Consider the following 24947-nt stretch of genomic DNA (forward strand, 5'->3'; position numbering starts at 1 on the left):
TGTACAAAATAGTTATATATCTGCTTATAAATTACGAGACCAGATACTTTTACAAAAGAAATGAATTAATATTTTGAAAGAGAAATATTAATATGTGATTTAATTAAGCGGGGGGGATTATTTTACAGGTAAAATTTTTTAATGCTTTTAATAGAAATGTTTTGAATTGACACTCTGTATTTTTACACTTACCTTTTTAAAATACAGAAATACTTAATTTGTTTTGACTATGAAAACAACAATTTTAATAATACTATCATTGATTTGTTTATCTACAGTAAACTCTCAGAACTACCCTTTTCCACAGAACGTAATATACAAATACGGAATATACCCTTCGAATAAAAACCATATTGACTTGGATACAACATTCATTAACTGGAAAGCAAGGCATGTTACGAGTCAAGGAGCCGGCGGGTACAGAAGGGTGTTGTGGGATACATTAAGGATGACAGTATCTGAGGGAATCGGATACGGAATGCTGATTTCCGTGAATATGAATGATAAGCCATTGTTTGATGATTTACTCGGTTATTACAATATTCATTTAGGTCCAAACGGACTAATGAACTGGATAATAGATTCGTTAGGAAATAATTATTTCGGCTTGCAAGGTTCAGCAACTGATGCCGAAGAGGATGTTGCTTATGCTTTAATATTAGCTGACAGACAATGGGGAAGCGGCGGAAGTATTAATTACATGCAAGCAGCGATAAATGTAATAAATAAAATTTATGAGTTTGGAATTGATACAGTTTACAACCTGCCTAAATCAGGCGATGAATCGGGCGGACTTTACAGAGTAAATACATCTTACTTTGCACCAGCATATTACAGGGCGTTTGCATATTACACGGGAAACAGCGGTTGGGACAGTGTTATTAACGGATGTTATAATTACTTGGTATTTATTAATAATGATACGACGGGATTAGTACCTGATTGGTGTCTTCCTGATGGAAACCCTATGCCGCCGTGTCCTCCGCCATATACATGTAAATATTCATATCATTACGATGCAACAAGAACTCCGTGGAGAATCGGTATGGATTACCTCTGGTACGGAGACATGAGAGCGAACAATTTCTGTTCATTAATAACATCATTCGCAAGAAGCGTCGGGTCAGCAAACATACTTGATGATTATGCGTTGAACGGAACGCCGCTCGGGATGTATCATAATAATGCATTTGTAGGACCATTTGGAGTAGGAACGATGGCGACAGACGCCACATTTCAGAATTTTTGCGACAGCATATACAGAGAGAATGCGACGACTTATAGCACAAGATGGAATTACTTCAATTCCTCCTTAAAGACACTGACATTATTAGTCCAAACGGGAAATTTTATACCACTTGATTATCCGCTTCCTGTTGAACTTACATCATTTACGGCAAACGTAAATCAAAGAAACGTTATAATGAACTGGAGTACTGCTTCCGAAATCAATAATTCAGGTTTCGAAGTTCAGCGCCTTGATGCCGATGGCAGCTGGAATGAAGTAGCATTCGTCAAAGGACACGGCACTACATCAACACCTGTAAATTATTCTTACGAAGACAAGAACCTGACGACAGGCACATATTCATATTGCTTAAAGCAAGTTGATTACAACGGCAACTATGAATACTTCAACCTGAACTCAAAAGTTGAAATCGGTACGCCGCAGAAATATTCAATATCACAAAACTACCCGAACCCGTTCAACCCGGTAACTAAAATATATTTTGATATACCGAAATTATCATCAGTAAAAATTTCCGTGTATGACGTATCGGGACGTGAAGTGAAAGTGCTTGTGAATGAGAAGTACCAACCGGGCAATTACGAAACTGTGTTTGACGGCAGCATGTATTCAAACGGAGTCTATTTCTATAAAATTCAGACGGGCGATTTTACAGAAACAAAGAAAATGATTTTGATGAAATAAGGACATATGTCCGTATAGTAAGTAATACAATAGATTATTTTATTAAAATATTTTAACTTACAAAATAACAAGAAAAATATAACACTGTATGAAGAATATAACTATTGATAAAAGCGTTTATATCAGTAACAGAAAGAAACTGACGAAAGAACTGAAACCCGGGTCGATGGCAGTGGTGGTATCAAACGATACTATGCCGACAAATTCTGACGGGACGATGAAGTATAAGCAAAGCAGTGATATGCTTTGGTTGACGGGCGTGGGGCAGGAGGAGACGATACTGATAATGTTTCCTGACTCGCCTGATAAGAATTTCAAAGAGGTACTTTTTCTGAGGGAAACGAGCGAACTGATTGCAATTTGGGAAGGGAGAAAACTTACAAAAGAAGAGGCAAGGGAGAAGACGGGAATAGACAACATCATGTGGCTTTCGGAATTTGACAGAGTGTTCAGAATGTTGATAACAGATGCCGAGAATGTTTATATAAATTCAAACGAACATAAACGTGCAGTAATAGAGGTCGAGACTCGAGCGGCAAGGTTTATAAAGAAATGGAAAGAACAATATCCTCTTCATGAATACCAAAGACTTGCACCAATAATTAACAGGCTGAGAATGTACAAGTCGAAGGAGGAGATAGAAATGATGCAGCATGCCTGCGACCTTACAGAAAAAGGATTCAGAAGGGTTTTGAAATTCACAAAGCCGGGTGTTATGGAATATGAGGTTGAAGCAGAATTTGTGCATGAGTTTATACGAAACGGAGGAGCGTTTGCTGATTACTCGCCGATAATAGCATCAGGAAAAAGCGCCTGCGTGCTTCATTACATAGAAAACGATAAGGTTTGCAATGACGGGGATGTACTGCTGATAGATACGGGTGCTGCGGTTAACAACTACAATGCCGATATGACGAGGTCAATACCCGTGAAAGGAAGATTTACAAAGAGGCAGAAGAAGGTTTACAATGCAGTGCTAAATGTGATGAAATTTACGACATCACAAGTTGTAAAAGGCGGAATTTGGAAAGAAATACAAAAGGCAACTGAAGAATGCATGGAAAGGGAGCTTGTGAATCTGAAGCTTTTGAAAATGAGCGATATAAAGAAGCAAGATCCCGCCTGGCCTGCACTTAAGAAATATTTTATGCATAATGTATCGCATTACTTAGGGCTGGACGTGCATGATGTAGGATACTTTGAAACTCCTTATAAACCCGGTATGGTGTTTACCGTTGAGCCGGGAATATACATACTTGAAGAAGGGCTTGGAATAAGGCTTGAGAATAATATACTCGTAAAAGAAAAGGGCAACTTTGATTTAATGAGAAACATACCGCTTGAAGCAGACGAGATAGAAGAGATAATGAACGGGTAGTTTGTTATTAATAAAAGGGGATTTTCAAGAAGATCCGCCTACAAAGTGAATTAGACTTAGCTATTTATGACGCTGGATTCCCGCTTCCGCGAGAATGACAGGGGGAAATTGGCACACAAAAATGGAACAATTTTTGTTACATTTGGTATAATAAACAAAGAAAGAAATAAACAGAAAAATGAAATCAAGAATAATTAGTTTGTTAGTATTAGCTGTGCTAGCAACAAGTACTTTAAGTGCGCAGACTGGATTTCAGAGCGGGCTTGAGAATGCAAAGACTTCGAACAAAAAGGTTCTGATTAATATATATTCCAGTACTGATACCTGGTCACAGAAAATGGAGCAGGTTTATTCGACAGGAAATATTATGAATTACATTAATGAAAACTTTGTGTATGTTAAATTGAATGGCGAGGGTTCTGAGGTTATAAAATATAATGGTAATGATTACACATCTGCTTCACTTGCAAAATTTTTTGGTGCGACCGGATATCCTTCGCATGTATTTTTAGCACCTGACGGAACGGTTTTAAAATTCAGTTATAATGGTGAAAGTAATGGTGTGTTTTCAGGATACCTTGATGCTCCTGAATTTGAAAAGCTGCTAAAGTATTTTGCAGAGAATAAGTATAAGAATACTGATTTGAATAAGGTATTTTAGTTATTACACGATTGGACTAAAGCCCAAATATTGCAACTCTTTTATTCCGTCAGCTAAAGCAGACGGCAATTAAATAAGCATTGAGATAGGCCTCAGATGTTCCAGGCGGCATTTAAAGACATTAGATACGTATTATTTGCTGCTTACGGCAATTATAATATCAATAATATTAGATTACTTCTCATTAAATTTTTGCAGCAGTTTTTTTCTTATTAAGTCGGGAACAAAGTTCTTTATATCGGCATGAAAGCATGCAAGCTCCCTTACAAGAGATGAGTTCAGATAAGTGTACTTTTCGTTGGGCATTAGAAAGACTGTGGTTATCTGTGGAGCGAGTATTCTGTTTGTTAAGGACATCTGAAATTCAAATTCGAAATCAGAAATTGCCCGCAATCCTCTTATGATAACCTTAGCTTTTTTCTTCACGGCAAAATCTACAAGCAATCCGCTGAATACTTCAACTCTTACATTCCTGTATTTCTTAACAACTTCAAGAACCAGTTCTTTTCGCTCCGATTTTGAAAACAAAGGATTCTTGTTTATGTTATGTGCTATACCGACAATGACCACATCGAAAAGCTTTGATGCACGCTCGATTACATCAAGATGTCCGTTTGTAATAGGGTCAAACGTTCCCGGATATACTGCGATATTATTATTGTTCTTTTTCATTTTTTAAAAAATTATAAAAGCTGAAAGATGTAATGCCTATATCTTTTCTTTTGACGAGATACTCTTTGTACTTATCAATATTGATAAATTTTTTCGAATGTTCAAGAATAAAGTAAGTGTCCAGTTTCGAAATATTATCAAGCAGTTTATTATAGTTTGCGTAATTATAGGGTGGGTCGGCGAATGTAATGTCATACTGCTCTTCGGAATTATGCTTCAAGAAGTAAACAGCATCAGATTTAACAACATTTGTTATGTCTTTCAGTTCGAGTGACACAATGTTTTTTAAAATAGACTCTGTGTTTTTATCGACGAAGCAGCAAAACCCGGAGCCACGTGAGATGCACTCTATACCAAAACTGCCCGAGCCTGCGAATAGGTCGAGTATCCTGCACTCATTAAGGTCAAAAGAGTTAGAGATAATATTAAACAAAGTTTCTCGAGCCCTATCAGTCGTAGGTCTTACACTGAGCGATGAATTAGAAACCGCGAGAACCCTGCTTTTAAGATATCCTGATATTATCCTCATATTACAACAATCCAAAAACCGAGGTGAAAGAATGAGACTGTAGTTTATCCGACCTGTTTTCAAGGAAAAGCGAATCGGGTTTGTATAATTCAAACGGGTCTGCAAGACTTACTTTTTGCTTAAGCTTTGCTTTTTCGAGAAAGCTTAGAAAAGCATGTGCCTTATCTTCACCGTAAAGAAATATATTGTTAATTTCTTCAAACCCCGATATCTGCAGCATTTTCTTCAGCTCTTCAAGCACAACGTCATAATTATTTTCCCTAACATTAACGGGCATAAAAAGGGAGACCGAACCGTTAATGTAGAAAGTAATATCTACGCGATCATTCCTAACGCCTACAGATACGAAATTTTTCGCATAGTTCTTTGAAATAAAATTACCCGCCGTAAAGACGTCAAAGTTAACACCGGATATTTTCAGCGATGAGACCTCAGAAATTCTACGTGTGACTTCAGTTATGTTTTTGTGATATGCAATAATAAGAGTATTACCGAGAAGATTAAGTTCATCGTTTCCGCGATTAATCTTCTGGAAGTTTATCTTAAAGTTCTTATAATTTTCGGGATAGAAATTGGACAGTTCCCAAATAAGACTTGAGTTTATATTTTCTGCTTCATCCGAGAATTCAAGCGGAATGCAGCTGATGTAAGCGAGTCGAGAATCAAGTGCGAGCTTAATAGAATCCGCAATTACATTATGCTTGTGAAGATGTGACACGAGAAGCTCAGTAAATTCAGATACTTTTTTTGAGTTTACTTTTGGCTCAAGATAGAAGAAGCCGGATTCAATAAATTCAAGCTGGTCAAGATATATCACTCTTTCAGAATTAAACTGAAGGAGTCTTATCCTTGTACCTGAGTATTCAATTAGTAAATTATTCAAATTATAATTTTATTCAACAGTTATAAAATTTTTCATTTTATCAAACTTTTTCTGACCAATACCTTTTATTTTCATAATATCTTCTATCCTTTTAAAGCCGCCGTGCGTTTCGCGGTACTCGATTATTTTATCGGCAGTCGAAATACCAACTCCGGGCAGCTGAATTAGCTGGTCTTTAGAAGCAGTGTTTATGTTAATACTTTTTTCTGCGAGGTTCTCGCCTTTCTTTGTTTTTGTCTTACTCTTAGAATCTGTGGTTTTTAATGTGTCATCAGCAACAATAGTTTCAGAGTTTTGCGGATTAGTATCGTTAATATTTACACTTGAATTTTGAGAAAATATTTTCCCTGCTTTCTGATAATCGAAATTACTTTTGCTTGAAGAATTATTAACAAATAGTTTAAGCCCTAAACCTGCGAATAAAATAACCAGCAGAAGAAGAAGTACGCGTGTTTCGCTCCTTGTAAAATTCAGTTTGCTAAATATTGTATTCATCATTTATTCGTTTGGATTAAATAAATTTAAGCCGCCGCAATTAACTTTAACATCAATTATGAGTTTGAACTGATTCTGCGCAATAGTGTCAATGTATGAATAATTAAGAAAGAACATTCCGTAAACCGGAGGAGACAAATTTCTTCCGTTCAGCCAGAATGAATAAACACTGTTAGGCATGTTTGGTGTTTCGTTAAACGAAGGAATTCGGTCTTCAGTGAAATCCCTTACCGGGTATATGTTTCCATCAACAGTATAATATCTTGAAAGGGTATCAAACTGTTGTTTAGTGAAAGTATATGAATTATTTAAAGGATTCTTTAAAGCATTGCTGAACTTAGTTTGAAATCCTGTTAAGTGTTCTGCAAGGTCACCGGAACGCAGGTAGAAGTTATTGCTTGTGCCTGCCGAATCGCGAAGGTGCATATCGTACTGATTGGTATTTTCGTTCACGACAAAACCGAGGAAAAGGTCTATAGCGCTGAAAGAAAATGAATTAAAATATTCCGTTAGTAATTTATTGCTGAATATATAGAGGTTAGAAAAAAACATTTTTATGTTTACATTCACAGTATCATTACTGACTGAAACAGGAACACTTTTATAATTGTATCCCTGTTTTTTTAACGTTAATGTATAATCGCCGCTATTCACGCCAGTCATAAAGAAATAACCCGAAGGATCTGTAATAGAATTTGATATAAAGGGTACTGCAGATATTGTCACATCAGGAATACCTGAACCTGAAATTGAATCTCTGACAAAGCCTCTGATAACTCCGCTAGCAAGACCCGGCGAGGTAGATGAATCACATCCAATCATTGCTGATATGATAATAAAAATAAATAATGCTGTGATTAATTGTTTAGTCATTTAATAAATTAGTATAAATGAATGAAAATTTCAATTATAATGAAAAAATGCTGCAAACGTAAAAGAACGCACACTCAAAGAACCGATTTAATTATGATATACACTTATTGAGAACAAAGATTTAAAATTGAACGATGGAACACGGATGAGCACGAACTGCTTTTAGCAGTCCGGTTATACGGATTATCACGGATTGTATATTATAGCTTGAGAGCAAAACTAATAGTATTGCTTTTAACATAATAATTAAAACTCGGGGTAAAGAATTCTTTTTATTGAATTTGCTTTACCTGTTTCCGAATCTATATCGGCAATGATGCCGGCAAAACGAACGTCACCATCTGCAACTTCGTGTTTATGAGGCGTACCGAAGATGTACCTTCGGATTGATGCATCAGCTTTCATACCTATCACTGATTCATAAGGTCCGGTCATTCCAACGTCGGTGATATAAGCCGTACCTTTCGGCAGTACTCGGCTGTCTGCTGTCTGAACGTGAGTATGTGTACCGACGACAACTGAAGCACGTCCGTCTGCATACCATCCAAACGCAATTTTTTCGGATGTTGCTTCACCGTGAAAATCCACAAAGATTACTTTAGCTTCTTCTTTAATTTTTTCGTAAAGGCGGTCGAATGCCCTAAACGGACAGTCAAGAGGTTTCATGAACACCCGTCCGATAAGATTAACTACGGCTATATTAACGTCCTTGTTTGAAGCTTTAAAAACTCCGTAACCGTTTCCGTAAACACCTTTGGGATAGTTTAATGGACGCAGTATATTTTTGGATTCATCAATAAACTTATGCGACTGTATTTTATCAAGTGTGTGATTTCCTCCAGTTAGAACGTTAATGGGAAGTGTCAGAAGCGTATCGGCATCACGTTTAAGGATACCCATACCCTCTGAAATGTTCTCACCGTTAGCAATTACAAAATCTATCTTTTCTTTTTCAATTAATCCGGGCAGCACCAGCTTTACCATATTAAAACCGGGAACACCGATAACATCCCCTATAAAGAGTATTCTTACATTCTTATTCATCTAAAAATAATCCCCCGGATTCAAACCTCGCCACTGACAGTATTTGATAAGTTCGTCGCGAAGTGAGTTAAACACTAATGCAAGAACTATTGCATCGTCCGTAAACCCGATAACTCCCATGAAGTCGGGCATTAAGTCAAGCGGATTTATAAAATATACTATGGCTGTCGTAATGACAGCAATTGTTTTCCATGGTACATTCTTATAGTTCTTCTTTTTATAATCTTTAAGCATTTCAAAACCGAGTTTAACCTGCTTAAAGAGCATAAAGAACTTTTTAGGATTCAGATTACTTCTTTTTTCCTCGAATACCTTTTCATTACCTATAACTTCGTCAATCTTTTTCTCATCAATCTTATCGACAGATGAACTAAAGGTTTTTACGATATCTTCTTTTTTCATATATTAATATTATTTACTGCAAACCTGTTTCAGAACTCTCAGGAAATTCTCCCCAAGAATTTTTCGAATCTCCTCTTCCGTGTATCCCCTTTCCCATAGCCTTGCTGTGATTACAGGATAACAAGTGGCATCGTATATTTCATTCGGTGCTACAATTCCTCCGTCGAAATCGGAACCGATACCGATATGATTTATACCGACAAGAGATTTTATGTGATCGATATGGTCAATCAGGTCATCAAGAGAAGTTCCGCCATCAATCGGATGAGCTTTCATGAATTCATAACGTTTAACATTAAACGTAATTAAATCGTCTTTATATTCATTGTATAAATTATCGAGTTCTTTTCCATATTTTGCCTTGTAGTTGGCAACACGGTTAAATTTTCCGTTTTGATTTATAAAATCATCGAGAAAATTTACCATTATTACACCGCCTGTTTTTGCTATTGCAACAATCTGGTCATCTTTAAGATTTCTGTAATGCGGGTTTAAGACATAGCAGTTTGAGTGTGAAGCTATCACGGGATTTTTAGTCATTTCAATTACATCCCAAAAAGTTTTTTCCCCCGAATGTGATACGTCAACAAGCATCCCCAACTCCTCCATTCTTGCAACCACCTGCTTTCCGAAATTAGTCAAACCTTTGCCCGTTCCTTTTTCTGATTCATCCCGGGCAGAAGAACCAATTCTATTCGACTTATTCCATGTGAGGCCAATATACCTGACCCCGGCTTCATACAATTTATTTACGTTTTCAACATCATCATGCACCGCAACACCGTCTTCAATCCCGATCATTCCGCAGAATTTTTTCCCTTTCATTATTCTCATGACATCATCGTAGTAGTAAGCTATTTCAAAATCATCAGAATATTTATTTTCATAATCTTTTAACCGAGCAATCTGTTCGTTTGCGAATGCATATGCACGTTTGCTTTCGCTGCCCGGTATCCAGACTGCAAATACCTGCATATCAACTCCGCCCTCCGCAAAACGCGGAAGACCTGAGAAAGTAAAATTATCTTTTCTTCCCAGGTCAGCACCTTTATTAAAGACCTGATAAAGAAAATCATTATGAGTATCTATTACGAATGCTTCATAATGAAGTTTAAAAACATCACTTAAATCTTTCAAATTATTCTTTGTGTCCTGTTTAGTTTTATCTGTTGAATCAAGAGGAATGGTAATTACCTTTTTATCCGTCGATTCCTGCTTTATTTCATTCTTGCAATAAATTAAAAAATTAACTGAAAACGATAAAAGCAAAAATCCAAAAAGTATTTTATATTTAAGTCCGAATTTCATCTTAAAATTTAATTTGAGAATGATACTTATAAGCCCTGAATAACAAATCCGCCATATCGTTTCCAACAAGAGTAATATGTCCCATTTTTCTTCCAACGCGGGTTTCCTCTTTACCATAGTAATGAATGTATGCGTATTTGTCCTTTACTAGATTGTAATATCCTTCAAGATTTGCTTTACCGGCTCTGCTTCCGAGAAGATTAATCATTACTGAACATGGATATATCATATCCGTTGAACCGAGCGGAAGCCCTGTTATAGCGCGAACATGGTTTTCAAACTGAGATACATAACATCCTTCAATTGTATAGTGACCTGTATTATGAACGCGGGGAGCGAGCTCGTTTACATAAAGCTTACCGTCCTCCATAAGAAAAAATTCAACAGCAAGAACACCTATATAGTTTATGCTTTCAACGATTTTAACAGCAATATCTGTTGTTGTTTCCGTGTTTTTATTATCAAAATCTTTCGATGCTTTAACGATGCTGCAGATATGGTCCTTCTGAATAGATTCAACAACAGGATAAACTTTTACTTCTCCGCTAACACTTCTTACAACTTGTACGGCGAGTTCCTTCCTGAAGTCAATAAAACTCTCGCACATTAGTTTGCCGCGTTCAGAAAGAGCGTTAAAGGCTTCATCAATCATTCCTTCTTCATCAATCCTGAGGTTACCCTTCCCGTCATAACCCATTGTACGTGATTTAAGAATAACTGGATAGCTATGTATCCGTGCGAAATTTTTAATGTCATCTAATGTATTTACCTCTTCAAATTCAGGGACAGGAATGTTTAGCTCTTTTAATTTCTTCTTTTGTAATAACTTGTCCTGAATCAACCCGACAATATCCGAACCCGGAAGACATTTCACTCTCGATGCTTCAACGTGCTCAATATATTTTTTATCTATGAATTCATTTTCGAGTGTGACAAGGTCGCACTGTGATGAAAATTCATTCAACTTCTCAAGATTGCTGAACTTCCCTACAATTTCCCTGCTGCATATCTTGCCAGCGGGAGAATCGGGAGATTCGCTGTATATGACATATTCAAAACCATACTTAGAAGTTTCTTCGATTATCATTCTTGCAAGCTGGCCCCCGCCAAGTATCCCGAGTCTCATCAGTTGATTCCTAATATTGAATTATACCTTTGCGAATCGAGAATAATGCTAATGGCTTCCTGAAGTACCTTATCAGAGCTGAAAGTTGCTTCTATCTGTTCCTTTTCTTCCACTATCATTTTATTTATTTCCTCTTCGATACTCTGTTTTATTTCTTCCTTTGCTTTCTGCATCTCTTCTGATTCTTCTGTGTTAATTGTCTGTTCGATTGCATTAATATAATCCGAAAGAGTACCGTCGAGATTTTTTTCGGCTAATGATTTTTTCAATTCATCCAGCTTCTTTTCGGGTAAAGATTTAAAATCAAAATTTCTGACATTTAAAAAATTTATAAAATCAGTATAAGTTTCATCGGTTGCTTTGAAGACTTTTATTCCGGAATTGACCGCAACATAATCAGACGCATATTTAAAAAACATATCCTTCATGAGCAGAGCTTTGTGAATTTCGCTTTCTCCCGATGATTTAATTTCCACGTCCGGCATTATCCCACCGTTTGCATATACCGGCCTGCCGTTAAGTGTCTTAAACTCTTTGTTCCTGAAACTCTCAAGGTTATTGAATACTCCGTGTTTATTCTCGAGGAAATAGTCCTTGCTCTGAATCCATCTGCCGGAAGGAGTAAAGTACCTTGCGATGGTTATCTTAAGATTTGACCCGAAGTCAAGATCTTTTATATTCTGAACTAATCCCTTTCCGAAAGATTTCGTACCAACTATAACTCCCCTGTCAAGGTCCTGAACTGCTCCGGCCATGATTTCTGATGCTGAAGCTGTGCCCTCGTTTATCATCACAACCACGGGTACATCTTTATTCAGAAGTGGTGTATCTTTTGAAAAATATTTCGTTTCCGAGCCGCTCTTATTCCCTTCTGTAGTAAGCAAAAGATTGTTCTTTTCAACAAACATACCGAGCATATCAATTGATGCTTTAAGAAAACCGCCTCCATTATTACGCAGGTCGATAATGAGTCCCTGAATGTCTTTTTCTGACTTCAGAGTTCTAAGTACGTTTTCAAATTCAGTAGCCGAATTTGTCCCAAACCTGTCAAGTTTAATGTATGCAATGTTTCTATCATAATTCTTCAAGAAACCGTAATAAGAAATATCTTTTAGAATAATCTCCTGACGTGTAAGTTCAAATTCAAGAAGTTCTGTATCGCGTTCAACGACCATTAAGAGCTTTGTTCCGACTGTTCCACGGACACGTTTTCTTACAGTTTCAGTATTCAGTGATGTTATATCTGTACCGTCAATTTTTCTTATTATATCCCCTCTTCTGAGTCCTTTACGCATTGCCTCATACCCGTTCATTATATCAATAATAATAAGAGCTGAATCGCGGTAGCTTATTGTAATACCTATTCCTCCGTACTTCCCTGCTGTTATAAGGTCAAGTGACTCCTTGTCATTTTCGCTGTAATATACCGTGTATGGATCAAGCGTACCGAGCATACCGTTAACACCTGCTTCAAAAAATTTATCTGCATTAATCTTATCAACATAGTTAAGAAGAATTTCTTTATATACATCCCCGAAAATCTCCATATTCCTGTTTATCTTATCGTAAACATCCTCCTTATACTGAGCGGATGAGTTTACAGCAAAAAGAAGAGATATAAAGATTAACAGTATTCTCCTGTTTTTATACATTTGCGTTCCTTTTCCTTAATATGTTTAAAATTTCGGTTTGCAATTCTTCAATAGATTTACTTCCGTTTAATTTAACAAAACGGCTTTTATTTATTACCGCAAGTTTTCTGTAACCGTCAATGACTTTCTTGAAATAAGCTGATTTCTTGCTTTCCATTCTGTCTCTTGTTTTCTTCATCGCGGCACGGCGTCTTGAAGATTCCGCCATATCTATATCAACAAAAAATGTGATGTCAGGGTTTAATTTATTTGTAGCAATTTTATTAATTTCTTTTATGGTTCTTATCTCAATCTTTCCGCCGTACCCCTGATAAGCGGTCGATGAATCGTAATACCTGTCGCAGATAACTATGTATCCTTTTTGAAGATGAGGTTTTATAACTTCTTCCGTAAGTTGCTGCCGTGATGCTGAAAAAAGTAGGAACTCTGTCAGTGCAGTCATTTTCTTATGTGATTTATCCAGAAGTATATCTCGAATTCTTTCTGAAGTATGCGTCCCTCCCGGTTCACGGACAAGAATAACCTTTCGTTTTCTTCTACGGAGGTAATCGTACAATAGTTTTGCCTGAGTTGATTTTCCGCTCAGGTCAATTCCTTCAAACGTAATAAACATTTTGATTATAAAATAGATTTAAGCACTTTAAAATAAGTAATTTTTTATTAATTTACTTACGATAAATTAATCTTCAAATATTGTTTAAAAGCAAGAATTTCATATTGTTCTTTGTTTTGCTGACGGTTGTTTTCTCAGAATTTTTACTTACTAACCTGAGATACTCTAATCAGGAGCTTATGCTCGATAACTATTCGGTTTACATGACAGGAAACCTGATGACGGGTATAATAACATTTATCCTTGTTGTATTTTTGTTTTTAAATATCTTCTCTAAGAAAAAGTACAGGACGGGCGTACTTATGGCGCTCCTTTTTATATCCGTTGCGGATGTGGCAATTCTGCTGTTTTCGTACTCGATTCTGGATAAAGAAAAGAAAGTGATTCTGTTTGTTTTATACTTCCTTATAAAAGTATTTTTGTCAATATCTGTTATTGTACTATATTTTTCATCTTCAAAAAAGATGCATCTGCTGAACAATCTCGGTTATCTGCTCCTGTTCCTTGTAATTATATTTTCTTTAACTCTTTTTACTGTTTATAATTTTACCGACGACTCCCATAAATACAAGACAGGGGTCAGAAAAGCAGACGCAGGTGTTATACTGGGGGCCGCCGTATGGGGTGGCAACCGTCCTTCTCCGGTTCTTAGGGAAAGAATTAACAAGGGCTTCGAAATATATGAGAAAAAATACGTGACAAAACTTATTCTTACCGGTGGGGGGTCGCCGAATGAACTTACCGAAGCCGAGGTATCAAAAAATGAACTCATAAAATACGGTGTTGATCCCAGAAATCTGCTTATTGAAGCAAAGTCGAATTCTACGAATGAGCAAATTCAATTTGTAAGAGATAAGTATTACAAAAGGTTTAACTATCAGAAACTAATTTTGATATCTGACAATTTTCACCTTTTCAGAGCAAAAGAATTATGCAGGTTCAACAATATGAATGCCGACGCATTTTCATCGGATACTCCGCTCTCAACCGAAAGTTATCTGAACTTCTGCATTAAAGAATCTTTCGCCGTATTATTATTTTGGCTTTCAGGTATAGGTTAGCAATTTTTGTATAGATAAAATCATAAAATTTTAGTTCTTTAAATATATGTCTAAAAAAAGAAGACTTATCAGGATTAAGGCACTCGAAGTGCTGTATGCACACCAGATTTCAAGAGAGCCTATAGATAAAATAAAAAATGACTTAATCTCGGAAATAAAGGATAACGAAGATTATGAATTCGCATCCGGACTTATTGACTCCGTTCTGAAACACCAGAGAGCAATAGACCAGATGGTAAGAGAAAAAATTGATAATTGGCAGTTCGAAAGAGTTTCTATTCTTGACAAGATATTAATCCGCATGTGCATAGCGGAACTTCTTTTCTTCCCTGAAATACCCCCAAAAGTTTCGATAAACGAAGCTCTGGAAATCGCTAAAATATACTGTTCGCAAAGAAGTCCGACGTTCATAAATGGCGTCCTTGACGGAATACTCACGGATTTAAAGAAAGAAAACAAACTTAATAAATCAGGCAGAGGACTTATAGATTTTAAAAAACCAGAGAATGAAAAATAAACAGCAGGTTTTTATATGGACGCTTTTTGATTTCGCAAACTCGTCCTACGCTGTTATTATCGTCGCTTTTGTTTTTGCTGTTTACTTCACTGATGTTGTCTGTTCGGCTAAACCGGTCGGAGATTTCTATTGGTCGCTCGGTATAAATGTCTCGATGATAATCTCTGCGGTCTTAAATCCTATTTTCGGCGCTATCGCCGACCGCTCTTCAAACAAGAAGCATTACCTTTTTATCTTCACACTGCTTTGTGTTATACCAACAGCACTTATGTATTTCACTGGCGAAGGGACGATAATTTTTGCTCTTGTTCTCTTCGTGCTTTCAAACATAGGCTTTCAGACAGGTATTACATTTTACGACGCTTTTATATCCGACATGGTTGACGAAAAGGACTATAACAAAGTTTCTTCTTACGGTTACGCTGTCGGTTACGTAGGCTCGCTGATATCTGTTCTGCTGGTATTTCCGCTAAAAGATAATTACAATCTTTTGTTTCTTATAACTGCTTTATTCTTTCTCGTATTTTCTCTTCCTTTGTTTTTATTCCTTAAAGAGAAGAAAAAGGATAAGCAAATTAAAACCGGTGCATTAGATAACATCACTTATGGTTTTAAAAAAGTTTTTAACACTATTAAACATATTAATAACTATAAAAACCTCAGAAACTATCTGATTGCTTACTTTCTCTACATTGATTCTGTAAACACTATTATATTTTTTTCCGGAATATACGCAAGAAAAACCCTCGGGTTTGAAACAATGCAGCTTGCAATTTTCTTTATACTCGTTCAGTTAACCGCAATGATCGGTTCACTCGTATTTGCTAAACTCGGAGATAAACTCGGTATAAAGAAATCCATAATTATTAATATTTTATTCTGGATTGCTATCTTAATATTCATTTATATATTTGTTGATGTTGAAACTTATCTTATAATGGGCAGTTTCAAAATCCATTATTTCTTCATAGTCGGCGGATTTGCAGGACTATTCCTCGGCTCAACTCAAAGCCTCTCTCGAACGCTGATGACGGAACTCACGCCATTTGAAATTAAAACAGAGTTCTTCGGCTTCTATTCTTTATTCGAAAAAACATCTACTCTTATAGGTCCTCTGACATTTGGTTTAATATCGTGGCTCACCGGCTCACAGAAGCTCGCTATATTTTCATTAACCGCTTTCTTCTTGCTTGGCCTCTGGATGCTAAAGCATGTAAAGGAAGAATCCGCATGTAACGTATAACATGGGTATAAAAAATTTCATTAAAGACCTCAGAAACAAGAAAGAACATCGACCGGTTTTCGGAGGACTTGAAATTTTTAAATATATCGGACCGGGACTGCTCGTTACGGTCGGTTTTATCGACCCGGGCAACTGGGCTTCAAACATTTCTGCAGGGGCAGATTTTGGATACACACTTCTATGGATGGTAACGCTTTCAACTGTAATGCTAATCATACTTCAGCACAACGTGGCACACCTTGGAATCGTTTCCGGTCTATGCCTGTCTGAAGCAGCAACTTTTCACACGCCTAAACCTGTTTCAAGAACTATTTTAGGTTCTGCGGTACTCGCATCCATATCAACCTCACTTGCAGAAATTCTCGGTGCTGCAATAGCATTAAATATGCTTTTGAAGATTCCGATAAAAATAGGTTCTTTAATTACCGTTATAGCGGTCAGTATTTTACTCTTCACTAATTCATACCGGCGAATAGAAAAATATATCATAGGTTTTGTTTCCATTATTGGAATCTCATTTATATACGAATTGTTCATCGCTGATGTTGACTGGGGAAGTGCAGCTATGGGTTGGATTACACCAAACATGCCCGACGGCTCTATTATGATAGTAATGGCAGTGCTGGGTGCTGTCGTTATGCCGCATAATTTATACCTTCACAGCGAAATCATCCAAAGCCGTCAGTGGAACCTTGAGAATGAAGATGTAATTAAGAAGCAGCTCGATTATGAATTTTATGACACTCTTTTCTCAATGGTAATCGGATGGGCAATTAATAGTGCAATGATAATTCTTGCTGCTGCTGCATTTTTTAAAAACGGACTGCCTGTCAGCGAACTCGAACAGGCAAAGTCACTTCTTGAACCACTGCTCGGAAACTACGCTGCAATTATCTTTGCTGTTGCACTGCTCTTTGCTGGGTTTGCTTCAAGTATTACCTCCGGTATGGCAGGAGGTTCAATTCTTGCCGGAATGTTCGGTGAACCTTATGACATTAATGACAGCCACTCAAAACTCGGTGTCGGCATTTCTCTTATTGCTGCTTTGATAATTATTCTTTTCATTAGCAATCCGTTTAAAGGACTTATTATATCACAAATGATTCTAAGCATTCAGCTTCCATTCACAATATTCCTTCAAATATATTTAACCTCTTCTAAAAAGATTATGGGTAAACATGCTAACAATGTTTTCACAAAATATTTATTACTGCTTATAGCGGCTGTCGTAACTTACCTTAATATCCGGCTTTTCATTTCATTCTTCGTATAAGAATTTACGGTTTATTAATATTTTTCTTATTTATTTTATTTGTGTTTACATTTGATTCCTAATAATACATATTATCCCCTGTTTAGTTTTTGAATATTTACAAGATCTTTTCAATTTTATTGCTGAACAAGGAGGAATGTCTTTTATGTTTGTTCTTGACATAAGGCAAACAAAAGACTAAATTAAATCAGAGTTTAATATCTGATATAAAACGGATTTATAATCTCATAAACTAAACGGAGAACATGAAAAACAACTTTACAGAATTCACTCTGAATTTTGCTTCATTGCATTTGTTCAGACGTATTTCTATTGCCTTTGCTGTTATATTATTTGTTACATCGGCTGTGCATTCACAGTCGTCAATTCAAATAAAACTCCAGCAGCCTCCTCCAAATCAGTTAAGTATAGCAGACCTTTACAACATTGAACTAAATAACACTTCAAATAATGATGTTGAGTTCTATCTGTACGGTACTCTAAATGAATCAAAAGCAGGGCTAATAGCATCTGCAACCACCACCCCCGTTAAACTAAAAGCAAAAGAAAGAAAACGATTCAAAGCAAGCGACCTGCCGAAAACTCCTGAGGTATCCTATCCAAGCAGGGATAGCCGGTATAAAGATGCTCTCATGAGAAAAGGCTCTTTACCCGACGGTAACTATACAATCTGCGTCTATGCAAAGCAGACAGGTACAAACGATGAACTCGGAAGCGATTGCAGAGATAATGAAATCAAAATCGAACAGGAAGTTGAAATAAGTTTGCTAACCCCGGAAAATAAATCAGAAATAAACACAGATGAGCCGCTAATGTTTAGTTGGGTTAGTATGGGAAATCTTAAGGGGAGTTATAAAATTAAGATTGTAGAAATATCCTCAGACGAATCTCCCGAAGCAGCAATGATTCATAGTAAACCTTTTTTTGAGAAGGAATATTTAAAAACAAATTTCGTGTATCCCTCAACCGGACAAAAACTGCAGCCCGGGAAAAGGTATGCATGGCAAATCAGCAATGGGAAAGTCATAAGCGGAACTTCAACCTTCATGATAGTATCAGGCGGGGGTCAAATAACTGTTTCCCTTACACCTGTAATTGCCGCTAACTGCTGTTTTGCTGTAAACGTAAACAACAGTACTGGAACGCTTTCCTATGATGCTTTTAGAATGGTTCTACCTGCAAATTACATTCAAAGTGCAAATCCGGTAAATTGCAGTGTAATGCCAGCCGCGCCACCAATTACTAATCATATGCTCTGGAAAGGGCTCGGTGACTTTCAGGCAGGAACAAACAATTATGGAACAGTTTGTTTTACAAGTGCTTCAGCACCGTTTCAAATTTTTATTCAATGGTCAACAAACGGGGGCGAATCATACGCTAATATTATGGATACGCTCACGGTTAACTGCGGTCAAACGACTCCAACCAGTTTCTGTACTGATTTCGAGAACAACACAATATCAAACTGGAAAACATACACCAATGACGCTGGGAATATCACAAATTCAACTAATAATATGTATGTCTTTTCACCAGGTTCAACAATAGGTTCATCAAATTATTCTCTTCGTGTAAACGACGTTGCCGGATCTACATTTATTTATAACAAAGTAAACTATGTAGGAAATTATTCACAATTTACGGGAAATTGTTTATGCTATGATTTTAAACTTATAACAGATGCCATGGGAATGGTTGTAAATCCAAGAATATATTTAGTTCAGAATTTTGACGAAACACAACCAATGGTATGGGGAACAAACCCGCAGATAGCCGCCGTATTTACTGCTTCGACTTCTGTTCAAGATAGTTCAGACTGGGTGCATATATGCGCACCTTTAGGACCATGCGCTAACGGATCTCTACCTTTAAGTTCGGAAGGAACCTGGAAAGTATTAAATGGTGGGGATACTTGCACGAACTGGACTAACTTACTAAGCAATGTAACTGCAGTAATGTTTTTAGTCGATATGAGCGGCTCGTCAGGGAACGAAAAATTTCTTATAGATAACGTCTGTATCATGAACTGTAATCCACCCCATGGTTCATCAAATCCATGCGATTCATTAACAGCAACCATTTCTCCGTCTCCAGTCGGAAACTGCTGCGGTGTGATTAATTTAAGCCAACCGCAGAATTTAGCTGGTGTCAATACGATTGAGTTTCTGCCGCTTGGACAAAACACATTCGTGTCTGGAAGTCTCGGAAGCAGCTACACGGGCTGGATGTACACATCATCAAGTCCGCAGAATTACACTGTTAAAAAGAATTCTGGCGTACCCGGCGGACAGCTCAACGGATTCTTTAATTTCTGTCTTTCAACGCTTTCAAGTCCTCAGCAGATTGTCGTTAGCTGGAAAAATGATAATACTATTATATGTTCAGACACTGTGAACGTCAATTGTAATATCCCTTGCGTAACCTTTAAACAGGATACGCTTGTTTGTAACGGTAGTAATTACGATCTGACATATTCGATTACTAACAATTCTAATTTCAGTATCGGTGTCGTAGAATATACAGTTCTTTCTCCGACGGGTGCTGTGATAACTCCGGTTTCATCCGCTATATCACCCGCGCTGGGTAATAATCAGACATCAGGTTCTATCACAGCAGTAATAAGCGGTGCAGATGAAAACACGAATATCTGCATACTCATGAAATACATTAGTCCTGACAATTGCTGCTGGTGCTACGATACTTTATGTATAACAACACCATCATGTATTTGCGAAGATGTAAGCGCTTCGATTACAGGAGACCCATATAATTGCTGTTACGATTTGAACCTGATTAATAACGCTCCCGCTAATTATTTTACTCAGGTGAAACTAAAAACAGAATCAGGAACTATGTTCAGCACGTGGACAGCGGCTTCTGGAAGCGGCTGGGGTTCGATGAATATATTTCCTTCCAACGAAATACAGTATGTTCATTCGAGCGGATTTATTCCAACCGGTAATCAAAACAATATTCTTAATTTCTGCCTGGCAGGATTTACAACATCTCCGCAAAAAATTCTCGTCGAATGGATTAAAGACGCTGAAATTGTTTGTATAGATACACTTACAACAACCTGTCCTCCAAGAGAAGAACCGAAGAATAACTGTGCACAAATAATAAACGACTCGATCGAATGCCTTGCAAACGGCACTTTCAAGTATAATTTCCAGATACAAAATAATTCGAATAATACAACAACAGGATTTATACTTAATCCTATATCTCCATCCGACCTGACGCTATCTCCGGTAAACTTCCCGAACGTAAGTATAGGACCAAATGGTATTTCAACTCCTCAATCATTAATTATCAGCGGTGTCGGCGAGGGAGTCAACGTTTGCTTTGAAACAGCTATTTACAAACACATCGGACAAAACTATAGTTGGTGCTGCCACGGAGATACTGTTTGCATCACAACTCCTGTTTGCAAGCCGCCCGAAGTGCCATGTAAGTTCAAGGCTAAAGTTCTGGATGTTAAATGCGAAGATGACCATGGTAATGCAAGATATTCTATAGAATTTAAAATAAGCAACCCAAACAGTAATCCGGTAATGTTAAGCAATATTACGTCAAGTAATCTTACTTTAATTTCACCTGCTTTACCAAGCATTTTAAGTCCGGGAACAAGTAACATTACTTGTGTTTTTACTTCAAATGGTGCGCCGGTAAATCCTGCTTGTTTTACATTTAGTTTTGTAGATGATAAAAATCCAAAAGATACTTGCAATGAAACAGTATGCAGAGATTTACCTCTCTGTGTTAATCCAATAGATTGCGGCTGCGACAAGAACTGGTCAGGTAGCATAAAAATCGGTTCAACTACTATTGGCTGTAACTCTAAGATAATAAAAACTGTTAACGCCGGACAGAATACGGTTACAGCACCTGTTTATAGTTGTATTGCACCATGCGTACCAAAATATCAATATACGGTAAAGAAATCCGGGCAGACTGTAACAAGCGGAACAAGTAATAGCAATAGTTTCACTTATAATTTTCCTGCAGGTACATACACAATAACTTATGAGGTGTTCTGCGGTGAAAAACTCTGCGGTGAATGCAAGATAACTGTTAATTTTAGTGGCGGTACAGAGGGTCCTAAGTAAACAGTTATTTATTGAAATAAATGAGCGGAAAGGTAATTCTGCTCTTTATTTCTTTTTAATTAAGAATTAAAATATATTAATTATAAGATATGAAGAAAATAATTTTTACTGTTGTCTCATTAATACTGTTTACGGTAAATTTGTTCGCGCAGGTAAATGTTTATCTCGAACAGCCTCCTCCATTTCAGTTTAAGGCTGATAATCTGTGGAAAGTTACGTTATCTAACAGCGGTTCGGCTGTTAACGTTTATCTCTTCGCTCAGGTTACTGACATAAAAACTAATCAGAAAGTTGCAGAGGGAAGAACTTCAAGCTTTTTACTTCCGACTGGCTCCAAAAAAGTTAATGCTTCCGAAATAAGTCCTATTGATATTAAAAAATATGATAATAACGTCGAGAAAACTTTAAACAGTACAGGTACTTTCAAGAGCGGAGAGTATAACATCTGCATTTATGCAAGAAACTCTGCAGATGGTTCCGACCTCGGTTCTTTCTGCAACGATTATGAAATTCTTAACGTCACTCAAACAGAATTGATTATGCCGGAAGATAACGAAGAAGTCAGTACTTTCCAGCCGATGTTTTCATGGCTGCCGCCAACGCCCTACCCGACTGGAGTTAGAGTTACTTATGAAATTTCATTTTATACAATTTTAAACAGGCAATCCGCTTACTATGCTACCATTTCAAACCCCGCTTCTTACGTTGAGAAAAACATTAAATCAAACTTGTTTCAGTATCCTCTCGTCGGTAGAAGATTCGTTCACGGAATGAAATATGCTTGGCAGGTTAAAACTTATTTCGATGGATCGCTCATGAATCAAAGCGAAATAAGAACATTTTTGTACAAGGACTTAACATCGGATGAACTCAGCAGCGACAGTCTTTTAAAATCTAACACTCGTGATTTCGGAAAAAATTATGACAACGAAAATGTGCAGAATAATTATAACCTGAGATTAAGCACCGGAGGCACAACAAAAAACTCAGTGTTCGGTACAAAATCTTTTGATTTCGGTCTGTCGTATAAAATTGGAAGCAATTTTCAAAACGAACAATCAAAAAATTCCGAATCTCCCGCAAACTTTGGATATATTAACATTAGTCCAACTGTCGCATTCTATGGAATACCTTTTAAAATGGACCTGTATTTAGATACTAAACAAAAAGATTACAGACAAAATATTAACAGCTTCGCCTTGTTATTTGACCTGAACAGTCTAAAAAATCAAATAAAGGAAAAAATCGGCGATGAATCTAAAAAGTTACCGGGGCACTTAAAATTTATTTCTATGTTCAAGGAAATTGGTATTTGGGAAACTTATCCGACCTATACCGAATACACTGTCAGCGGTGTTAAAGTTAAAGGTCTTGATTTTACTTTTAATCCGGGCTTGCTTTACTTGAAAGCGACTGGTTTAGGTAACCTCGACGCTATTCCGGATTCTGTCTATGCAAGAAATCTGTACGCTGGAAGCATTGGTGTCGGCGAGAAAGAAAACTCCCATCTTCATTTCACGTACATGAAATCTTTTGATAGAGAAAATACCATAAATCCGTCAACTGTCAGTTCATCATTAGGCCCCCCTTCAATCATCCCAACCCCGGGTGAAAACACATTGCTTGGTGCAGATGGAAAGCTTAATCTGTTGAATGAAAGAATATCACTTGAATCTGAAGCCGTCGTCACAGTTACTACACGTGATAAGTTCGCTCCAAAACTTGCAGCCGGCGATATACCATCGTTTCTCGAAAACCTTACAAATGCTAACACAAGCAGCCAGTATGACCTAATGTACAGAATAAAAGGTGCATTTAATCTCCCTGAGACAAAGTCTAATCTCGGTATTGAGTATAAACTCATCGGACCGGGCTTCATTTCTTACGGCGCACCAGGTATTTCTGGGAAAGGACAGATGAGGCTGAAAGTTACTCTCGATCAGGAATTTCTAAATGGCATCATTTTGTTTAACGGCGGTTATGAACATAAAAATGACAACGTCGGCGAATTAAATTCTATAACAACTTATACTAACAAGTATGATTTCAAAGTTAAATTCAAATTTGATAAAACAGCAAACTTAACTCTTAGGTACATGCCTATTAGGTCCTTTAATAACGGTCCTCATGTCGATTATTATGAAAATGACCTCGATATCCTTTCATTAGTCTCGGGATATAAGTTATCCGCAAAATCCTTCTTTGCAAATTCACTCCTGATTATTACATCAACAAAAAGTTCTGACAATAGACCGCAGGATTCGGCGTATTTCTCAATCGTAGATTTCACTTTCAGGGAAGATATTAACTTTAAAAAACTTCCGTTGACTTTATCCGCTTCACTTACATATAACATAAAAAATACTCCTCTGGATAATACTAACATGACCGGTTTTGGTATTATGGGTTCTTACACTGCTTTCGATATCTGGAATAATTCCCTTGGCTTTGATTTCACAAATGAATGGGGAACGAACAGAAAATTCGGAATATCGTTTACCTCTAGCGTTCCGTTTTGGAATGTCGCTGATTTTTATTTAACCGCGGAACAGAATTTTTACAGGGAGAAATATTATCTTTACGGAAATAACGATGAGTTCGTTCTTACAGCAACATTATCCAAAAGTTTTTAATTTCTTAATGAAATAGCCCCGCTGCATACGACAATAATTTTTATCTTTACCCGCAAAGCGAATTTAAATACATATCGCTTCCTGCAGGGCTAAAGTTTTATGCCTTACCCCCTTCAGCAGGTTTAAACAGATATACGCTCTGTTCGTGTTTCTTTATATCTCCCCAAGATTCTCTTATTTAATTTCATACTTGAATTTTGGCTTACAGTTTGGGCTAACAAACAACAACTAACAACCATCAACCAATATACCTTCCTACTTATAATCACAAAATTTTTCGAAATTGTGCCACGAAAATTCTCATTTCTAAAATATTTTCGCCCTTAAAAAAATCTTTTTCATTAAATAATTCCATGTATTTCTTGTCACTTATAATCCGTACAAAAAAATCGACAAAAATATGCCGTGTCCAGATTTTGGTTCTTGTAGTGATTAATAATGAAGGGAGTGAGTAAAATATTGTAATAAATATTTCTCTGTTATTTTTTAAGTTTTATTCCCCGAAAATGCTCAAAAATCGCACTTTCGTTTTTTCTTAATCT

The 24947-nt window shown here is 36.8% G+C and carries 20 protein-coding genes; 9 read left to right on the forward strand and 11 right to left on the reverse strand.

Annotated elements, in window-relative coordinates:
* Nucleotides 1-229 precede the first annotated feature (229 nt).
* The 3 genes from WC644_00540 (at nt 230) to WC644_00550 (ending at nt 3972) form a co-directional block, all read left to right on the forward strand.
* The gene (locus tag WC644_00540; GenBank protein ID MFA5010415.1) at nt 230-1933 is read left to right on the forward strand and encodes a glycosyl hydrolase family 8; all 1704 of its coding nucleotides are present in this window, start codon (nt 230-232) and stop codon (nt 1931-1933) included.
* 88 nt (nt 1934-2021) lie between these two features.
* Entirely contained in the window at nt 2022-3311 is a 1290-nt protein-coding gene (locus WC644_00545; protein MFA5010416.1) for an aminopeptidase P N-terminal domain-containing protein, read from the forward strand.
* Between the two features lie 178 nt (nt 3312-3489).
* The gene (locus WC644_00550) at nt 3490-3972 is read left to right on the forward strand and encodes a DUF255 domain-containing protein (GenBank protein ID MFA5010417.1); all 483 of its coding nucleotides are present in this window, start codon (nt 3490-3492) and stop codon (nt 3970-3972) included.
* Nucleotides 3973-4146: 174 nt separating this feature from the next.
* Here WC644_00550 and coaD read toward each other — a convergent pair whose 3' ends face one another.
* From coaD to tmk, 11 genes are all read right to left on the reverse strand, one after another.
* The gene (coaD, locus tag WC644_00555) at nt 4147-4644 is read right to left on the reverse strand and encodes a pantetheine-phosphate adenylyltransferase (GenBank protein MFA5010418.1); all 498 of its coding nucleotides are present in this window, start codon (nt 4642-4644) and stop codon (nt 4147-4149) included.
* Nucleotides 4628-5173 (reverse strand): RsmD family RNA methyltransferase, encoded by a 546-nt coding sequence (locus WC644_00560; protein MFA5010419.1) that lies wholly within the window; start codon nt 5171-5173, stop codon nt 4628-4630. Before WC644_00560 ends, coaD begins: the two co-directional genes overlap by 17 nt.
* A gap of 1 nt (nt 5174) precedes the next feature.
* Nucleotides 5175-6056, reverse strand: a complete 882-nt coding sequence (locus WC644_00565) for a hypothetical protein (protein ID MFA5010420.1) — start codon at nt 6054-6056, stop codon at nt 5175-5177.
* A gap of 9 nt (nt 6057-6065) precedes the next feature.
* Nucleotides 6066-6554: a helix-hairpin-helix domain-containing protein gene (locus WC644_00570; GenBank protein ID MFA5010421.1), complete on the reverse strand. Its 489-nt coding sequence runs from the start codon at nt 6552-6554 to the stop codon at nt 6066-6068.
* Complete coding sequence (locus WC644_00575) at nt 6555-7424, reverse strand: carboxypeptidase-like regulatory domain-containing protein (GenBank protein ID MFA5010422.1); 870 nt, start codon at nt 7422-7424, stop codon at nt 6555-6557. It abuts the gene before it with no gap.
* Between the two features lie 246 nt (nt 7425-7670).
* The gene (locus WC644_00580) at nt 7671-8468 is read right to left on the reverse strand and encodes a TIGR00282 family metallophosphoesterase (protein MFA5010423.1); all 798 of its coding nucleotides are present in this window, start codon (nt 8466-8468) and stop codon (nt 7671-7673) included.
* The gene (locus tag WC644_00585; GenBank protein MFA5010424.1) at nt 8469-8870 is read right to left on the reverse strand and encodes a YkvA family protein; all 402 of its coding nucleotides are present in this window, start codon (nt 8868-8870) and stop codon (nt 8469-8471) included.
* A 9-nt stretch (nt 8871-8879) separates the two neighbouring features.
* A complete protein-coding gene (locus tag WC644_00590; protein MFA5010425.1) occupies nt 8880-10178 on the reverse strand; it encodes a dipeptidase in 1299 nt (432 codons plus the stop codon).
* 1 nt (nt 10179) lies between these two features.
* Nucleotides 10180-11304, reverse strand: a complete 1125-nt coding sequence (locus tag WC644_00595) for a 5-(carboxyamino)imidazole ribonucleotide synthase (GenBank protein ID MFA5010426.1) — start codon at nt 11302-11304, stop codon at nt 10180-10182.
* Nucleotides 11304-12956, reverse strand: coding sequence for a S41 family peptidase (locus tag WC644_00600; protein MFA5010427.1), 1653 nt, complete (start codon nt 12954-12956; stop codon nt 11304-11306). Before WC644_00600 ends, WC644_00595 begins: the two co-directional genes overlap by 1 nt.
* Nucleotides 12949-13569: a dTMP kinase gene (tmk, locus tag WC644_00605; protein ID MFA5010428.1), complete on the reverse strand. Its 621-nt coding sequence runs from the start codon at nt 13567-13569 to the stop codon at nt 12949-12951. Before tmk ends, WC644_00600 begins: the two co-directional genes overlap by 8 nt.
* Before the next feature lie 80 nt (nt 13570-13649).
* On the opposite strand from tmk, the gene WC644_00610 reads away from it, so the two are divergent.
* The 6 genes from WC644_00610 to WC644_00635 all read left to right on the forward strand — a co-directional run bounded on the left by WC644_00610 (nt 13650) and on the right by WC644_00635 (nt 24405).
* Complete coding sequence (locus WC644_00610) at nt 13650-14630, forward strand: YdcF family protein (protein ID MFA5010429.1); 981 nt, start codon at nt 13650-13652, stop codon at nt 14628-14630.
* A 46-nt stretch (nt 14631-14676) separates the two neighbouring features.
* Nucleotides 14677-15147: a transcription antitermination factor NusB gene (gene nusB / locus WC644_00615; protein MFA5010430.1), complete on the forward strand. Its 471-nt coding sequence runs from the start codon at nt 14677-14679 to the stop codon at nt 15145-15147.
* A complete protein-coding gene (locus WC644_00620; GenBank protein MFA5010431.1) occupies nt 15137-16390 on the forward strand; it encodes an MFS transporter in 1254 nt (417 codons plus the stop codon). Before nusB ends, WC644_00620 begins: the two co-directional genes overlap by 11 nt.
* A 7-nt stretch (nt 16391-16397) precedes the next feature.
* Nucleotides 16398-17663: an Nramp family divalent metal transporter gene (locus WC644_00625; protein MFA5010432.1), complete on the forward strand. Its 1266-nt coding sequence runs from the start codon at nt 16398-16400 to the stop codon at nt 17661-17663.
* Between the two features lie 245 nt (nt 17664-17908).
* Nucleotides 17909-21772, forward strand: coding sequence for a hypothetical protein (locus WC644_00630; GenBank protein ID MFA5010433.1), 3864 nt, complete (start codon nt 17909-17911; stop codon nt 21770-21772).
* Between the two features lie 89 nt (nt 21773-21861).
* Nucleotides 21862-24405 carry a hypothetical protein gene (locus WC644_00635; protein MFA5010434.1) on the forward strand — a complete coding sequence of 848 codons (2544 nt, stop codon included), beginning with the start codon at nt 21862-21864 and terminating at the stop codon, nt 24403-24405.
* The last annotated feature ends 542 nt before the right edge of the window (nt 24406-24947 follow it).

Source organism: Ignavibacteria bacterium, from assembly GCA_041649015.1.
Taxonomy (GTDB): Bacteria; Bacteroidota; Ignavibacteria; order Tepidaquicellales; family Tepidaquicellaceae; genus CAIKZJ01.

Coding starts and splice junctions, on each gene's coding strand:
- WC644_00540 (MFA5010415.1), top strand. CDS start 230: ATGAAAACAACAATTTTAATAATACTATCATTGATTTGTTTATCTACA.
- WC644_00545 (MFA5010416.1), top strand. CDS start 2,022: ATGAAGAATATAACTATTGATAAAAGCGTTTATATCAGTAACAGAAAG.
- WC644_00550 (MFA5010417.1), top strand. CDS start 3,490: ATGAAATCAAGAATAATTAGTTTGTTAGTATTAGCTGTGCTAGCAACA.
- coaD (MFA5010418.1), bottom strand. CDS start 4,644: ATGAAAAAGAACAATAATAATATCGCAGTATATCCGGGAACGTTTGAC.
- WC644_00560 (MFA5010419.1), bottom strand. CDS start 5,173: ATGAGGATAATATCAGGATATCTTAAAAGCAGGGTTCTCGCGGTTTCT.
- WC644_00570 (MFA5010421.1), bottom strand. CDS start 6,554: ATGATGAATACAATATTTAGCAAACTGAATTTTACAAGGAGCGAAACA.
- WC644_00575 (MFA5010422.1), bottom strand. CDS start 7,424: ATGACTAAACAATTAATCACAGCATTATTTATTTTTATTATCATATCA.
- WC644_00580 (MFA5010423.1), bottom strand. CDS start 8,468: ATGAATAAGAATGTAAGAATACTCTTTATAGGGGATGTTATCGGTGTT.
- WC644_00585 (MFA5010424.1), bottom strand. CDS start 8,870: ATGAAAAAAGAAGATATCGTAAAAACCTTTAGTTCATCTGTCGATAAG.
- WC644_00590 (MFA5010425.1), bottom strand. CDS start 10,178: ATGAAATTCGGACTTAAATATAAAATACTTTTTGGATTTTTGCTTTTA.
- WC644_00595 (MFA5010426.1), bottom strand. CDS start 11,304: ATGAGACTCGGGATACTTGGCGGGGGCCAGCTTGCAAGAATGATAATC.
- WC644_00600 (MFA5010427.1), bottom strand. CDS start 12,956: ATGTATAAAAACAGGAGAATACTGTTAATCTTTATATCTCTTCTTTTT.
- tmk (MFA5010428.1), bottom strand. CDS start 13,569: ATGTTTATTACGTTTGAAGGAATTGACCTGAGCGGAAAATCAACTCAG.
- nusB (MFA5010430.1), top strand. CDS start 14,677: ATGTCTAAAAAAAGAAGACTTATCAGGATTAAGGCACTCGAAGTGCTG.
- WC644_00620 (MFA5010431.1), top strand. CDS start 15,137: ATGAAAAATAAACAGCAGGTTTTTATATGGACGCTTTTTGATTTCGCA.
- WC644_00630 (MFA5010433.1), top strand. CDS start 17,909: ATGAAAAACAACTTTACAGAATTCACTCTGAATTTTGCTTCATTGCAT.
- WC644_00635 (MFA5010434.1), top strand. CDS start 21,862: ATGAAGAAAATAATTTTTACTGTTGTCTCATTAATACTGTTTACGGTA.